The sequence below is a fragment of the Gardnerella sp. c12Ub_1 genome, assembly GCF_055804375.1.
On record NZ_JANUZC010000001.1, the window covers coordinates 403,962 to 420,446 of the forward strand.

Sequence of the window (16,485 nt, forward strand, 5' to 3'; positions counted from 1 at the left end):
TGTATGTGTACGCATCCGTTTACACATATATCTTAAGTATCGCTATCGTCATACAAAACAACCGTATAAAACTATGCATATTCATACTTTTGATGTATTGTAATATGTTCTATAGCATTTATCATTATAATAGATGACAAAATATAGAAAATTTTAAGGATTATATACTATATTTGCAATGGTTGTGTTTGTTATCTTCAATCTAGCGAGGTTTTAAGGAACAGTAAGAATGAAGCAATTTATTGCCACAATTAACTTAATGCAAGGCATTCTACCTATAAGCATATTTGCAATATCTGGATTATGCTTAGCTGTTCTTTTAATTACAAAACCTAAAAAGTCTAAGTATTTTTCAAAACTCTTAACTCAATTAGGCTCAGCATTTTTATTTGCCATTATTTTTGGATTCATAACTTGGCTAATATCCGACGTTTTTCTTGTGTTTGGCGTAAGTCTTGGATGGCTTGTGATTTGTTCGATTGCAGGGGGATTTGCTGCCGTAGGCTTTGCTCTAAGTGCTGCAATAATTTCTAAAGGATGCAGAAGAGCTTTCGCTATTTTTTCGATTATCTTATTTGTTTTAGCAACAATGATTCGCGTAAATATGATTTACGGAGAATACACGACTATTGGATCTGTTTTTGGATTAGGAAATTACCCAAAGCTAGAAGAGCATAATAAACACAATGCCATTATGGAGATTAAAGATTGGAACTTACTAGCAGATCAGAAAAAACTGCCTAAAATGCCATCCAAAGGCATTAGCCGCTCTGTTAGAATTCCTGCAACGCAATCAAACTTCCGCGCTAGAATCGCAAATGTGTATCTTCCTCCAGCTGCGCTAACAAAATTTGCTCCAAAACTTCCTGTAATGGTTCTTCTTTCTGGACAGCCAGGAAGCCCTAATAGACTATTTGCTGCAAGCGAAATAGTGAACACTTTAGATGCTTACGCTAAAAAACACAATGGTTTAGCTCCGATTGTTGTTTCCCCAGACCAAAATGGCACTTCAACGCACAATTCACTTTGCGCAAACACAAAGGTTTATGGGAATGCTCAAACGTACCTAACTAAAGATGTTGTTAGCTGGATTCGCAAAAATCTTCCTGCAAGCACAAATCCAGCACTTTGGCTTATGGGAGGATTTTCTCAAGGTGGAACTTGCGCAACTCAAATAGTTCCAGCATATCCAAAGTTATTTGGAAACATGTATTCTGCTGGCGGAGAATTAGAGCCAACTTACAAGAATAAAAACGAAACAATAAACCGCTATTTTAACGGGAATCGCAAGGAATACGAAAAACATATTCCAGCAAACATAATGAGAAAAAACGCTCCATTAAATCAAAATTATTATTCAATAGCAGGAGCATGGGATCCAAAATCACAAATAAACCAATCCACTATTGCTGTGGCAGCACACAAAGCTGGAATAAGCGTTATAACAATGATTTCTAAAGGCTCAGGCCACGATTGGCATACGGTTCAAAGCGGATTAAAGGTTGCTATTGATCATCTTTGTAAAGACGCTGGAATAGCAAAGCATAATCCAGATTTAAGCTCTTATAGTAATATTCAAGTGGTTGTTAATCAGAAGGTGAGGCGATAAACATGCCAAACTTTTTATCAAAAAATCACAAGTCAACAGCAAAACATCATTTATCTATACTAAGTAATGATGTTAAAATCTGGCTGTCTCAGCGAGTTCTTGCAGTAAAAATCACTCTTGTATTTTTGCTTATAAACCTTTTACATTGGATTTTCCGTACCGTAATGCACATTTACACTTACGGTACAAACGCTACTCTTGCACAGTTTTTCTCGTACCATAAGCCAAAAATTGGCTCCCCATTCCTTTTTGGTCATAGAAACGTTCCTCAACTTTTGCTTAAACTGTTCCACTCGCTTTTCCTTGTAAACAGTTTTCCGTCTTTAGCTGTTAACGCTATTCTTTCTTTGGTTTTAATCGGATTAGCAGAAACAAGAATTGGAAAAATGCGTTTGCTTTTTGTTTCTGTATCTAGCACGCTTATTGGAACTTTGCTAGGACTAACACTAGTTGGCAATCTTTCTGCGATTATTCGCAATATGCATTGGATTACTAGAATACCAATTAGACTTTCGCCTTTTACTCTTTTTGTTGGCGCGTTTATGTCTGCAGCAACATGCGAATCAATCTTGTGGCGTAGACGAATGCTTGTTTTGGGCTATTCAATAACGTCTGCAATGCTTCTTTATAGTGGAAATCCTGGGGATTATTGCACGATTTTTGCAGCGATTTGTGGCCATATTATTGGCAATGCAATGAACAAGAACAACAAAACTAATACTGCTAAAAGCGCAAGCTGGTGGCATGGAACAGACTACGAAATTAGGCGTCTTTTTTCAATAGCGCAACTTATTATGGCGTTAGGCCCTGTTCTTGCATTGTCTTCAAGATCTCACGCTGGAATACTAACAACTCTTGGCTTGTTTATGTCTCCACAAATGGGCACAAAACCTTGGCTTGCAAGATGCATATCGAATTATAGTTCTAGCAGCTGTTTGCTTCATTCTGGATTGCAACACGCAACAATTGGCGGTCTTTGGATTCGTATTCTTTTGCCTATTGTTACTTTAATGATTATAGCTTGGGGGCTTTTACGCGGAAGAAGGCTTGCAGCTTATGCAGCTATAACAATTAATGGACTTACTGCAGTTTATGCAACTATGTATTTTGCGATTTTGCCATTAATCGCAGCTAAGCAAGCTATGATTTTCCACAAGAATAATGCAACTTCTATAGCGTTTATGCTCACTGCTCTGCCTCCACTATTAATCGCAATACTATTGTTTATAAACATAAAGCATTTTCCAAATCATAGCGATAAGTTTGAACGCAGAATTGGCTTAGTTGCAATTGTTCTTGCACTATTTTCTACTGGAATAGGATATGTTTGCTTTGGATTAATTGCTCCTAATGAGTTTAAGCCTGCAGCAGACTTGCATCATTTACTCCGTGACCTTCCAGGACGTTGGATGCCTATGGGATTTGGAACAAGATCTAACGCAATGCTTATGCCATTAACTCCACTTGCTTCTGCTATTACTCAATGCGTTGGAGTTCTTCTTTGGATTGTTCTTTTTGTTGTTTGCCTTATGTGGTTTAAGAACAAAGTTACTATTAACGAAGAAGATCGTAAAAAAGCAAGTCAATTAGTTCATTTTGGCGGAGACACAATGAGCTTTATGACTACTTGGCCAGACAATCACTATTGGTTCTCCAACACGGAACGCTCCGCAATAGCATATAGGCTTAAGTATGGAATTGCTTTAACATTAACAGGGCCTTTTGGAGATAAAACAGAATATAAGAATGATTTGAAAGCGTTTATTCAACTTTGCGAGCAAAACTCTTGGTCTCCAGCTTTCTATGCTGTGCATGAGGAAGACCGCAAAAACCTAGAATCTCTTGGTTTTATGTCTATTAAAGTTGGAAGCGATATGCTTGTTTACCCTAAAGAGTGGCAAACTCGTGGCAAAAAGTGGCAAGATATTCGTACCGCTATAAACAAAGCAAAACGCGATGGAATAACAGATGTTCTTAGCACATACAACGATGCTCCGTGGGAAATTCAACAACAGATTATTGAGATTTCGGAAGAGTGGGCAGAGCTTAAATCTCTTCCAGAGATGAAGTTTACTCTTGGCGGATTAGAAGAATTGCACGATCCTCGAGTAAAAATTTTGTATGCAATTGACAATAACGGCAAGGTTCTTGGCGTTACGAGCTGGATGCCTACTTATAGCAACAATCGCGTAATAGGGTGGACTCTTGATTTTATGAGGCACCGTACGGATAGTCCTAATGGAATTATGGAATTGCTTATTGCAAGAATGGCGGAACGCTTAAGAGATGAAGGACTTGAGAATCCAGAATCTGCTGTGGAATTTATGAGTCTTTCTGCTGCTCCTCTTGCTGGAATAACAGATATTTGCGACTCAAACGATTCTAGTACTTCAACTTCTTTGCAAAATGAAGCGAACACTGTTAATAACAAGGACGATATAGGAAATAATGATAATGATGGCGTAGAACATGCACAAAATGACGTAAATCACCATGAGTCCAACGAGATTATTGTTCATGCTCTAGAGATGATGTCCGACATTTTGGAACCAGCATACGGATTTAAGTCGTTGTACTTCTTTAAGAAAAAGTTCCAACCAACCAATAGTCCTGTGTACATATGCTATTTGGATTCTGCAAAGCTCGCGCAAATATCGCTAGCTGTTACAAGCTCCTATTTGCCAGAAACTAATCCTAAGCAAATTTTAGAAATGCTAAAAACACTTAAGAAAGACGCAAATCAAAAAAATCTCCGTTAATTTGCGTGCTGTAGCTTGCATATTAACGGAGATTAAGTTTATTAAGAGATTTTAATAGAAATCTTAATTGTACAACTAAGACTCCGATTCGACTTTAGAAGCGGAATCAGAGTCAGCTAATTTAGCTGACTCAGTTGATTCAGAAGAATCGCTGGAATCAGTGGATTCTGCCGACTTAGAGTCGCTGCATGCGGAATCAAACTTCTTACCGCGGAAAATAAATTCTCCAAGCAACCCTTCGCCTTCGGCATCCACCTCAACGCACTCGCCGTCTGTTAAATCGCCAAGCAGAATCTTCTCGCTAATAGCATCCTCGATGTCTCGCTGAATAACTCTACGCAATGGCCTTGCTCCAAGAAGCGGGTCAAAGCCCTTCTGCGCAAGAAGATTCTTAGCTTCATCTGTAAGCTCCAAAGCCATATGACGCTCAAACAAGCGGTCGTTCAAACGCTTAACATCTAAGTCAACAATTTGACGAACCTCTGGCTCAGTAAGCTGACGGAACACAATAGTATCGTCTAAACGGTTAAGGAACTCTGGGCGGAATTGACGCTTAAGCTCGGAATTAACTTGATCCTTCATACGCTGATAAGAAGCATCCGCGTTATTACCAAGGCTAAATCCTGTGTTTGCTGCCTTAGCAATATCTCGAGTACCAAGATTCGTAGTCAAGATAATAATAGTGTTCTTAAAATCAACTTTTCGGCCTTGACCATCTGTTAAGTGGCCATCATCCAAAACTTGCAACAACGTGTTGAAAATATCTGGATGCGCCTTCTCAATCTCGTCGAACAAAACCACAGAGAATGGCTTTCTACGAACCTTCTCCGTAAGCTCGCCACCTTCCTCGTAGCCAACATAGCCTGGAGGAGCACCAAAAAGACGCGAAGCTGCATACTTTTCTGCAAACTCCGACATATCTACGCGAATAAGCGCATCGTCGTCGTCAAACAAGAACTGAGCCAAAGTCTTAGCAAGCTCAGTTTTACCAACACCAGTAGGGCCAGCAAAAATAAACGAGCCAGCAGGACGCTTTGGATCCTTCAAGCCCACTCGAGCACGACGAATCGAGCGAGAAAGCGCACAAACAGCCTCATCTTGACCAATAATGCGCTTATGCAGTTCTGCTTCCATGCCAAGCAGCTTTTTAGACTCTGCTTGCGTGAGCTTAACAACAGGAATACCAGTTGTATTAGAAACAACAGATGCAATCACATCTTCGTCTACAACCATATTCACATTGGATTCGCCTTCGCGCCAAGCTTGCTCTTTAATCTTACGATCTTCTTCAAGCTTCTCTTGCTCATCTCGCAAGTCGGCAGCTTTTTCAAAATCTTGATTCTTAATAGCTTCGTCTTTTTTATCGGAAAGCTTAGAAATCTTAGAATCAAGTTCTTTAAGCTCTGAAGGCTCTGTTAAGCGCTTAATTCGCAATCGAGCACCAGCTTCGTCAATCAAGTCAATCGCCTTATCTGGCAAATTGCGATCTTGAATGTATCGAGCAGACATTTCTGCTGCAGATTGCAAAGCACCATCCGTAATGGTTACATGATGATGATTCTCGTAACGCGCGCGCAAGCCCTTTAGAATTTCAATTGTCTCTGCAATAGAAGGCTCTTGAACCTGAATTGGCTGGAATCTGCGTTCCAAAGCCGCATCCTTTTCAATATACTTTCTATATTCATCTGTAGTTGTAGCGCCAATCGTTTGCATCTCGCCGCGCGCAAGCATAGGCTTAAGCATATCTGAAGCGCCCAAAGCGCCATCAGCAGCACCCGCGCCAACAATAGTGTGAATCTCGTCAATAAATAGAACAATATCTCCGCGAGTCTTAATCTCTTTAAGCACCTTCTTTAAGCGCTCTTCAAAATCGCCACGGTAACGAGAGCCTGCAACCATTGAGCCAAGATCAAGAGAATAAACTTGCTTACCCTTTAAAGTTTCTGGAACATCTCCAGCAACAATCTTTTGTGCAAGACCTTCTACAACAGCTGTTTTACCAACGCCTGGCTCGCCAATAAGAACAGGATTATTCTTTGTTCTACGAGAAAGCACAACCATAACACGCTCAATTTCTTTAGAGCGTCCAATAACAGGGTCAAGCTTGCCTTGTTGAGCTTCGTTAGTAAGATTTCTTCCAAACTGATCTAAAAGAGCAGAACCAGACTGATTGCGTTTATCTTGAACTCCACCAGCATTTGCAAGATCGGCACCTTGACTGTCTGCTGGAATGCCAGAATTGCCACGAATCAAATCCATTGCCGTGCTACGAAGATCTCCTAAATCAACCTCCATTTTAATAAGCACTTGCGTTCCAACGCCTTCGCCTTCTCTAATAAGGCCTAAAAGAATATGCTCAGTACCAATATAACTATGACCAAGTTGCAAAGCTTCACGCAAACTAAGCTCAAGCACCTGCTTAGCATGCGGAGTAAAAGGTATGTGGCCATTAGGCGAAACAGTGCCCGTGCCAATCATCTCTTTTACTTGTTTGCGAGTACCGTCTAAATCTACGCCTTTTGCGCTCAAAGCTTTCGCTGCTATTCCTTCGCCTTCTCTAATAAGGCCTAAAAGAATATGCTCCGTACCAATGTAGTTATGCTGAAGAGCGCGCGCTTCTTCTTGCGCTAGCACAATAACACGCCGAGCGCGGTCAGTAAACCGTTCAAACATAATTGCCTTCCGTTTTTATCCTTGTTCCATGGTAACGAGTTGCCATGACTCTAGAGCAATGCTCTCTATAGAATCCGTGGGACTAATCGTTTGGTTGCGGATTATTATTTGAGTCAAAATTATCTTCAGATTCTGCATTATCTACGATTTGTGCACTGCTTTTTGATTCTGCAACATCTTCATATTGCAAACCACTATTATTATTTGCAATATCTTCACCCTCATTGCGCAAACCATCGTCATCATGCTCTTTACTATCTTGATTATTTTCATCCAAAACGCGCTTACGCCTTGACTTGCGATTTTCTTTGCTATCTTCAATCGCTTCTTCTATAAGCTCAACATCTGCACGTTCTTCTCTAGGCGTTTGAGGAACAATCTCAATGTGATAATCGTCATAAGCAGGCTCTGATTGAACCCAAAGCTGCGATGGCTCAGGAGGCGCTATTTCGGAATGTTCTCCGCATCCATGATCAAGCGCAACTACTCGCCCATCGTCTGGGCTCCACATATTTGCGCAAACTCCAAACATGTTTCCAAGACTTCCCGCAAGAGGAATCATAAATCCACATGACGAGCAAGCTTTTCCATCTGCAATATTAGTAGAAAGCGACTTTGGCCCATGTTGACCCGCATACCATCTTTTTGCAGTTTGAGCTATAGCCTGAGCAGTCATAACTCTTTTTCGAGTTAAGCGGAAAGTTTCAACAGCATCTTCAAAATCTTCTTTTGACTCCCCATTTTCAAGATTTTCATCATCTTCTGCACTTGCGTTATCTGTATTATATGCGCTTTTGCTATCCGAACTATCTGAACTATCTGAACTATCCGCGCTATTTTCGCTATTTTCGCTATTTGCATCGTTATTAGTGTTTTCACTATCTTTAGCGCATTGCGAACCATCTTCAGATGCATTATTTTCTTGAATACCATCAAGCTTAACTCCATCTTCAAGCCTGGAGTCATCTTCTGCAGTGCCGATTGAATCCATAACCGAAAGATCCGTAGGCCTAAGTCTATCTTTCCAAGGAACCCAAGGAGGAGGAAGTAACGAATCTTCAGTTGGAGCAAGACTAGACTCGTTAACAGTCCAACGACCAGCATCTTCATCATGATACAGCGTTACCGACCATTGCCAGCCTTCATAGCCAAGCATAGTGCAAGCAAAACGGAAATCAGTAACATTACTACCAAGATTCGTTTTGCCTACAAAATCGCCTACAGCGTTTTTGCGCTCCGAAGTTTCCACAGCAACTTCATAAGCAAGCTCCTGCGGATTTATTACTTCATCTTCCATAAAAAATCCTGTTAACTATTAATCTTGTACGTCAAAATTATCTGCTACAGCACGCAACAAATGAGCAAGCTTTTTAGATTCTGCACTAGATGGATAATGGCGTCTGCGCAAGCCGTTGCCAGCAGAGTCCAAAAGCTTAATAAGGTCTTCTACGATTGCAGCCATATCTTCTGCTTTTGGCCTTGTAGCTTTTACAAGCGAAGGAGCAGAAGCTACGAGTGTAAGTCCCATTGCTTGCGGGCCTTTGCGCCCTTCTATAACAGAAAATTCCACACGCATACCTTTACGCAATTCCTTTATTGACGATGGCAACGCAGAAGAAGGCAAAAATACATCCTTGCCATCTTCATCTACTATAAAGCCATATCCCTTTTGGGAATCATACCAACGAACACGCCCGTTGGGCATAACACACCTCACTCAAATTCACTAAACTTTATGCGAATCATCAATTCTACTACATCCATATAACTCTACAGATTCACACTTTTTTAATTGTAGCGCATGAATCTAGAACAACCTAAATAATCTAAGCAATCTTCTTGTTTTCAACATCACTAATAGAGCCACTTGTAAGCATTTTATTCGATTTATCTACATTACTTTCTTTGCTCGCATTATCGTTATTATCGTTATTATCGTTATTATCACTATTATCGTCAATAATAACTTTTGGCAACACAACTGTAAGAGTTAAACCGTGAGGCTTAGAATCCAAAGATTCATCTCCATTCATTGTTATGTCTGCAGAAATATCTGTAGCAAAATCATCTTGGCTAGTTCTATACGCACAAGACGTTGTTGCGCAAATCAAACCGCGATGAGCTTTAACAACAGATTGTGCAATAGACATGCCTAAGCCTGTACCGCCTTTTTCTCTAGCTCTAGAAGGATCAGCAATATAGAAACGCTCAAAAATATGAGGCAGCGATTCTTCTGGAACTCCAGGGCCGTGATCAACAACCCTTATAACAACATAAGAACTGCCAGCACCTGTTGATTGGCTAACTTCTGCAGCTTCCAAAAAGTCCTTAAGAGACTTAGAAACAGAGCTCATTTTTTGCAAAGCTTCTGGAGTAATCGAAGCTTTAAAAATTCCCATTCCGATTTCTACAGGAGAATCACTTGGAGTATAACGATGAATGTTGCCAACAATATTAGTAAGAACTTGACGCAACCTTGCTCCATCGCCTTTTATAGTAACGTTAGGAAGCGAGCCCGGAGTAAAAATAAACTTTCTATCAAGATTACAATTTGTAGGCTTAGAGCAATCCATTAGCTTTAAGTCGTCTGCTAAATACAATGTTCCTTGCTGCACAACTCTAACTTGATCAAGCGCGCGCAAATCATTAGCAGCATCTTTAAGAATTGGAGTTACATTAACAGTTTGAGAAACATTGATTCCTCGCCCCTCATCAAATCGCGCTAGCGAAAGCAAATCTTCAACAAGCTCCGTCATTCTTTCGCTAGAAGCCTTAATGTGAGCAATTGAATCATCAGCCTTATCTTGCTGACCAGCAACGCCTCTCCACATGTAATACAATTCTGCATAACCGTGAATCGCAGCTAGTGGCGTTCTAAGCTCGTGACTTGCATCCGAAACAAAACGTTTCATTTTTTCTGTCATTGCTTCTTGATCGTTAAAGCCTTGCTCAATTCTAGAAAGCATTGAATTTAAGCTTGCTGCCAAAGACCCAACTTCCGTGTTTTCTGGAGCAGATGGAACTCGTCTGCTTAAATCTCCAGAAGCAATTTTAGAAGCTGTTTTTTCTATTCTTTTTAGCGGAACAAGAGTTGATTGAATAATCAAAGCAGACAAAACTGCACCAAGCAAAATAACAGTTATACTAACCATTAAACAATAGCGCGTAAGAGTATTTAGAGTATCCATTTGGTCGCTTAGAGAAAGCGCTATATAAACGTAACCTCTAACGCGCATTTCGGAGTTGTAACCACTGCGATTACCCCATGTAAGAACTAGTACGCGCCACGGCGACTGAGCAACCTTTGCAGTTGCTTCATCAACGCTTTTAAGGTCGCCATGAACAACAGCAGGAGATGTAAACGGCTTTCTTTTTATAACAACGCTGTTGATTTCTCCATCTTCTGGCAGCGTTGGCATAGAAACAACGTCTCCTTTAAGCGGAGGAACCAAAGGCGTTGTAATAATTTTGTTATTAGTGTCTCGAATTTGCAAGAAATAGTCATTTGGACCAACAGTTGGATCTTTTGAATCCTTTTTTCTAAGCAAATCAATATTGTCGTAAATAAGCTGGGCTTGATCTGCCAACTGAGCATCGGTTTTATCTAGCAAATAGCTTCCAACTAATTGCCTAATCGACAATGATATGCAAAATGCTGCAATAGTTAAAACTACAAGCGTACATGCCACTAATCGAGTGCTTAACGGTATTGCATCTAGATGTTTACGTATCCATTTTGCTGCTTTATGCTTTTTATTAGGATTATTGTTTTTGCTTTTATAATCCGCATTTGCATTAGCAACTTCTGGATTATAAATAGCGACTTCCGCAGACTTGCCACTATTCATAATCAGGCTTGACCCGCCTTTGGTACGCGAATCATGTAACCAATTCCACGCTTAGTTTCAATAAGTGGAACAACTTTCTCTATAGAGCCATCGTCATTCTTAATCTCAATACCGTCGATTTTCTTTCTAAGATAAGAAATATAGGATTCAACGATTGCTGCGTCTCCACCCCAATCGTATTGCCAAACGTGATTAAGAATCTGGCTTTTAGACAACACTCTGCCTTCGTTATCCATTAAGTAATGCAAAAGCTTGTATTCCGTAGGACTTAGCTCGATTGGAACTCCAGCTCTAGAAACATCGTGCGAGTCCTCATTAATCTCTAAATCTGCAACGCGCACAACAGGGGTGTCTTCTTCTGGCTCTTGAGTTCTGCGCAAAATCGCACGAATTCTAGCAACTACTTCTTCTAGGCTAAAAGGTTTTGTAACGTAGTCATCTCCACCAACTGTTAAACCCATAATCTTATCTTGAGTATCATCTCTAGCTGTAAGAAACAGCACTGGCACTACCACACCATTTTGGCGGATTCGCCTTGTAACAGTAAACCCATCAATATCTGGTAGCATAACGTCCATAACAATAAGATCTGGATGAACGCGCTCTATAACCTCGATTGCTTCCGATCCAGAGGCAGCGGTTTCTACGTCAAATCCAGCAAAGTGCAACGATGCAACCAAAAGTTCACGAATTGAAGGTTCGTCATCGACCACAACAATAGATGCTTCTACATTCTTACCCATACTGTTTAGCATCACTTATAAAGCTGAATGTTTCCTGAGTGTTTCCTGGAAAAAATAATTTTATTTATGCGATGCGTGCCTACGCTTAGCTTTTCTAAATCCTAGTTTAACTTGCTTTAGCACATAATTTCTTCTATAAAGTACAATCGCAACAATTACAAACAATGCTGCAATCACAACAATCATAACAATAGTTGCAATAATACTTGTTGAAGGCGTAACCGCTGTTTTTTTAGCTCTAGAAATCTGCTTCATAAGCAAAATCGCAGACTTAGCCCAGTCAGCACCTTGCGCGTTAACTAATGGCCTGTAAGCTGCATCCGACAATAAGTCAACCGTTGTTTTTCTTTTAAGCCATTCATCGGAATTAGGCGAAACTGCAACAACAAGCCTTCCATCATGAGTAGCAATTGCTAAAAGAACAGTGTTTGGAGCTGGATTCGTGCTTGTCAATAAATCGCTAGCCCACTTTGATGGGTCTTTGCTGCCGCTAAAATTAGCTAAGTAAAGAAGGCGCACAGATACGCCTGTTTGCTTTTTTGTGCTAGCAATCATATCGGAAACTTTTGCAACGGAATCCCCTAGAAGATTTTCCGTATCTGTAATTGAATCAGTAGCAACAATGCCATAATTATTAGAACTTTTATTTGCTAGATCACCATTTTTTGATTCATCTTCCGCAAAAGCAATGCTTGCAAATAAAGCAATTTGGCTTAAAAACGCAAGCATTATAAGTGCGCATAAGCCTTTAACCACATTAGTAAAAAAATCTTTGTCATAATCGCTTAATGGCATATATTCATAATACCGTGTTTTTAGATTACAAGAAACAATAGCAAAATTGAGTTTTAGACGCATCTTTCTGTACAAGCACATTCTATACAAGCATTAGAGAACACGGAAATAAAAAAAAACATAGAAAAACGCATACATTTACAAACATTAAGGAGTAAAAAATGTCACAATTTAGAGTAGACTCAGAGCAAATTCAGCAATCTGCCGCAGCAGTCGGATCTTCGATTAATGCGATTCGAGATGCAACAAATGGAATGTACGCAAATCTACAGCAATTACAAAGCGTGTGGACTGGCCCTGCTGCAACTCAGTTTGCAACAACAGCTGGGCAATGGCGTGCAGCACACCAACAAATGGAGCAATCTCTAGAGGCAATTCAATTAGCAATGCAAAATGTTTCTAACATTTACATGGATACAGAAGCACAAGCAACTTCCTTGTTTGCAATGAACTAAACAAAAGTCACAAATCACAAAAACAAAAACAAAAACAAACATGAGCGGCAAAGTCAAAACTTTACCGCTCATGTATTGATAACTAAACAGACTCAATCAAAGAGTTAATTTAATTTAGTAGCCCATCTCTGCGCCGCCTGCAGGAGCTGCAGCTGGCTTTTCTGGCTTATTTGCAACAACAGCTTCGGTTGTTAAGAACAAACCAGCAATAGAAGCAGCATTCTGTAGAGCAGAACGAGTTACCTTAACTGGGTCGGTAACGCCAGCAGCCATCAAATCTTCGTAAGCGTTGGTTGCAGCGTTAAAGCCTTGGCCTTCTGGAAGCTCGCGAACCTTGTTAAGAACAACATCTCCAGAAACACCGCTATTTTGAGCAATCTGCTTGATTGGAGCTTCTACAGCGCGGAACACGATTGCAGCGCCAGTAGCTTCTTCGCCCTTAAGATTTGCGACTTCGGCAGACTTCTCAACCTTTGCAGCAGCTTGAACAAGAGCAACGCCACCACCTGGGAGCAAGCCCTCTTCGATTGCAGCCTTAGCGTTACGCACTGCATCTTCAATGCGATGCTTGCGCTCCTTGGCTTCTACTTCTGTAGCAGCGCCAACCTTAATAACGGCAACTCCACCAGCAAGCTTTGCAAGACGCTCCTGAAGCTTTTCGCGATCGTAATCGGAATCGGTATTTTCGATTTCGCCGCGAATCTGAGCAACACGAGCCTCAACGTCTTCCTTAGAGCCAGCACCAGAAACAATAGTTGTTTCATCCTTAGAAACAATCACCTTAGATGCATGACCAAACACAGATGCATCGATAGAATCAAGCTTTAAGCCAAGGTCGTCAGAAACAACCTGAGCGCCAGTCAAAATTGCCATATCTTGCAACATTGCCTTGCGACGATCGCCAAAGCCTGGAGCCTTAACAGCTACAGTGTTGAAAGTGCCACGAATCTTGTTAAGAACAAGAGTTGGCAAAGCTTCGCCATCAACATCTTCCGCAATAATAAGCAATGGCTTACCAGACTTCATAACAAGTTCTGCAACATGAACAATGTCTTGCTGGCTAGAAACCTTGCCAGAAGTGAGCAAAATGTATGGATCTTCCAAAACAGCAGTCTGATCTTCTGCGTTAGTTACAAAGTAAGGAGAAATGTAACCCTTATCAAAGCGCATGCCTTCTGTAAAGTCCAAATCAAGACCAAACTTGTTGTTGTCTTCAACAGTAACAACGCCGTCTTGACCAACCTTATCTAGAGCTTCTGCAATCTTTTCGCCAACTTCTGGGTCGGCAGCAGAAATCGTAGCAGTAGCAGCGATTTGATCCTTTGTTTCAACATCTTTAGCAGACGCAAGCAATTCCTTAACAATTGCTTCGGAAGCTTTTTCAATGCCGCGGCGAAGAGCAATTGGATTGCTACCAGCAACAACGTTCTTTAAGCCTTCGTGCACCAAAGACTGAGCCAAAACAGTAGCGGTTGTAGTGCCGTCGCCTGCAACGTCATCAGTCTTCTTAGCAACTTCCTTAACTAATTCAGCACCAATACGCTCGTATGGGTCTTCAAGGTCAATCTCTTTAGCGATTGAAACGCCATCATTAGTGATTGTTGGAGCGCCGTAAGACTTATCTAGAACTACGTTACGACCCTTTGGTCCAAGAGTGACCTTTACTGTATTTGCAAGCTTATCAAGACCAGCAAGCATACCCTGGCGGGCATCCTCTTCATAGGCAATAATCTTTGCCATTATTCCTCCACATAAATTAACTATGGACACTCACTCATGCTTCTTTTAGCTAATCAACCGTCAGCTGTTGACTAAACCGTTAAACTGAGTGCTAAATGAAGATTAGCACTCTACATGCCCGAGTGCCAACTATAATCAAAAATCTATAGAAAAAATCTATAGTATAAAATCAAAAATAGCCAATCAAAAAGCCACTTATTGTAGTTTTTCAATTGACTATTTAAGTATTTATTTATTAATCAAATTTATTACATCACTTGTTGCGTCACTTATTTAATGCACTCGCACATATGCAATCTAATTGCACATTTACTTGCACAAAACAACAACAATAGTGGTTGCTATTTGATTTGCAGGCTCAACATTGCTAATTCCAAGCGTCTTAGCAATATCTTCAGCAGCAGATCGATTCTCGTCTCCCTTATACCAAACAACGGAATCAGCAGGAACGTTTCCAGAAGGATTTGCAGCTTCTACGCTTGCATAGCCTGCTTGCTTAAGCTTTGCTGCTTCTTGAGCCGCATGACCCTGAATCTTTGTTGCGTTAACAACTCTTACTGGAACAGTCTTGTTAATAGGTTGTTCAGAAGAATTTGAGTCGCTTGCATTATTGTCTTTAGAATCCTTAGAGCTATTATCATTTTTATCTGTTTTGTTTGACTTATCTTCTTTTACTGGATCTCTATCTTCGTCTGAATCGTCATTAGCATTATCAGACTTGCTCTTGTGCTCATCAATCTTACCGCTCTTAACGTTAGAAGACTTAGCAGTTGTTGACTGATTTGCACTCCAAGGCAAACGAATATTGTTGATTTCTCCAGACATAATAGCCCACGCAAAAACGCCTAAAATAACAGCTACAGCTATGACTACTACATATGGGAGCAATACAGCATACCAAGCGCGATTTCCGCGATGAACACCAACAGGGCCTTCTGGTGGATTATCAAAAGCATCTGGCGTAAACGACACGTTCTGCTTATGCGCCATAATTGCATCCCTTCTAAAAACTATCTAAACAATATGAATCCATATTAGCGAATGCCGCGCACAAAGCGTAAAAAATTTATTTATTTTTATATTTGATTTTGGATTTATCGCCCTTGTTTTAGAGTTGATAATCATGAATATTAAGAATAGAAAATCTTTGCACGAACTAATAGACCCAGATTGGGCAAATGCTCTTGAGCCAGTTGAACCGCAAATCCACAAAATGGGAGACTTCTTGCGCGAAGAGATGGCATGCGGAAGGCGATTTTTGCCAGAAAGTCATAATATTCTTAGAGCTTTTACTATTCCATTTAATCAAATAAAAGTTCTTATTGTTGGCCAAGACCCATACCCTACTCCAGGCCACCCCGTTGGTCTTAGTTTTTGTGTAGATGCTCGTGTTAAACCGTTGCCTAAAAGTCTGACTAATATTTACAAAGAATTAGTTAGCGACTTAAACGTTCTAATGCCTAAAAATGGCGATTTAACACCTTGGACTAAGCAAGGCGTAATGCTTTTGAACAGATGCCTTAGCGTAGAAGCTGGAAAAGCTAATAGTCATCAAGGAAAAGGCTGGGAACAAATCACAGATGCTGCAATAACAGCATTAAATAATCGTAAAGATGCTAATGGCAAACCACTTCCACTTGTGGCTATTCTTTGGGGCAGAAACGCTCAAAGCCTAGCACCTCTTCTTACAAATGCAATAATTATTCAATCCCCTCATCCAAGCCCACTTTCTGCTTCAAGAGGATTTTTTGGATCAAAGCCATTTTCTAGAGCAAATCAAGCATTAATATCTCTAGGCGCAACACCAATTGACTGGAGTTTATAGAAATCTAAAGCACATAGCAAGCTGGAGTTTATAGAAAA

The 16,485-nt window shown here is 40.4% G+C and carries 12 protein-coding genes; 4 read left to right on the forward strand and 8 right to left on the reverse strand.

Going from position 1 to position 16,485, the window contains the following annotated elements; all coding sequences use genetic code 11:
* Positions 1-229: 229 nt before the first annotated feature.
* Together NYP65_RS01655 and NYP65_RS01660 are read left to right on the forward strand one after the other, a co-directional pair.
* The gene (locus tag NYP65_RS01655) at positions 230-1,609 is read left to right on the forward strand and encodes an alpha/beta hydrolase (RefSeq protein ID WP_473410516.1); all 1,380 of its coding nucleotides are present in this window, start codon (positions 230-232) and stop codon (positions 1,607-1,609) included.
* Positions 1,610-1,611: 2 nt separating this feature from the next.
* Positions 1,612-4,368: a bifunctional lysylphosphatidylglycerol flippase/synthetase MprF gene (locus NYP65_RS01660; RefSeq protein ID WP_174191339.1), complete on the forward strand. Its 2,757-nt coding sequence runs from the start codon at positions 1,612-1,614 to the stop codon at positions 4,366-4,368.
* A gap of 75 nt (positions 4,369-4,443) precedes the next feature.
* On the opposite strand, the gene NYP65_RS01665 is transcribed toward NYP65_RS01660, so the two are convergent.
* From NYP65_RS01665 to NYP65_RS01690, 6 genes are all read right to left on the reverse strand, one after another.
* Complete coding sequence (locus NYP65_RS01665; protein ID WP_004130742.1) at positions 4,444-7,041, reverse strand: ATP-dependent Clp protease ATP-binding subunit; 2,598 nt, start codon at positions 7,039-7,041, stop codon at positions 4,444-4,446.
* An 82-nt stretch (positions 7,042-7,123) separates the two neighbouring features.
* Positions 7,124-8,338 carry a DUF3027 domain-containing protein gene (locus tag NYP65_RS01670; RefSeq protein ID WP_473410517.1) on the reverse strand — a complete coding sequence of 405 codons (1,215 nt, stop codon included), beginning with the start codon at positions 8,336-8,338 and terminating at the stop codon, positions 7,124-7,126.
* An 18-nt stretch (positions 8,339-8,356) separates the two neighbouring features.
* Positions 8,357-8,746 (reverse strand): cold-shock protein, encoded by a 390-nt coding sequence (locus NYP65_RS01675; RefSeq protein ID WP_115793912.1) that lies wholly within the window; start codon positions 8,744-8,746, stop codon positions 8,357-8,359.
* Positions 8,747-8,867: 121 nt separating this feature from the next.
* Positions 8,868-10,889, reverse strand: coding sequence for a sensor histidine kinase (locus NYP65_RS01680; protein WP_115793911.1), 2,022 nt, complete (start codon positions 10,887-10,889; stop codon positions 8,868-8,870).
* A gap of 2 nt (positions 10,890-10,891) precedes the next feature.
* Positions 10,892-11,632 carry a response regulator transcription factor gene (locus NYP65_RS01685; RefSeq protein WP_004130734.1) on the reverse strand — a complete coding sequence of 247 codons (741 nt, stop codon included), beginning with the start codon at positions 11,630-11,632 and terminating at the stop codon, positions 10,892-10,894.
* Positions 11,633-11,692: 60 nt separating this feature from the next.
* The gene (locus NYP65_RS01690; RefSeq protein ID WP_032812836.1) at positions 11,693-12,427 is read right to left on the reverse strand and encodes a TPM domain-containing protein; all 735 of its coding nucleotides are present in this window, start codon (positions 12,425-12,427) and stop codon (positions 11,693-11,695) included.
* Between the two features lie 161 nt (positions 12,428-12,588).
* On the opposite strand from NYP65_RS01690, the gene NYP65_RS01695 reads away from it, so the two are divergent.
* On the forward strand, positions 12,589-12,882 hold the full coding sequence (locus NYP65_RS01695; protein ID WP_004130730.1) for a WXG100 family type VII secretion target: 294 nt from the start codon (positions 12,589-12,591) through the stop codon (positions 12,880-12,882).
* Positions 12,883-12,996: 114 nt separating this feature from the next.
* On the opposite strand, the gene groL is transcribed toward NYP65_RS01695, so the two are convergent.
* Positions 12,997-14,622, reverse strand: a complete 1,626-nt coding sequence (groL, locus tag NYP65_RS01700; RefSeq protein ID WP_004133211.1) for a chaperonin GroEL — start codon at positions 14,620-14,622, stop codon at positions 12,997-12,999.
* A gap of 309 nt (positions 14,623-14,931) precedes the next feature.
* Complete coding sequence (locus NYP65_RS01705) at positions 14,932-15,612, reverse strand: LytR C-terminal domain-containing protein (protein ID WP_004133213.1); 681 nt, start codon at positions 15,610-15,612, stop codon at positions 14,932-14,934.
* Between the two features lie 133 nt (positions 15,613-15,745).
* Here NYP65_RS01705 and NYP65_RS01710 point away from each other — a divergent pair, with 133 nt between their 5' ends.
* The gene (locus NYP65_RS01710) at positions 15,746-16,447 is read left to right on the forward strand and encodes a uracil-DNA glycosylase (protein ID WP_101896584.1); all 702 of its coding nucleotides are present in this window, start codon (positions 15,746-15,748) and stop codon (positions 16,445-16,447) included.
* The last annotated feature ends 38 nt before the right edge of the window (positions 16,448-16,485 follow it).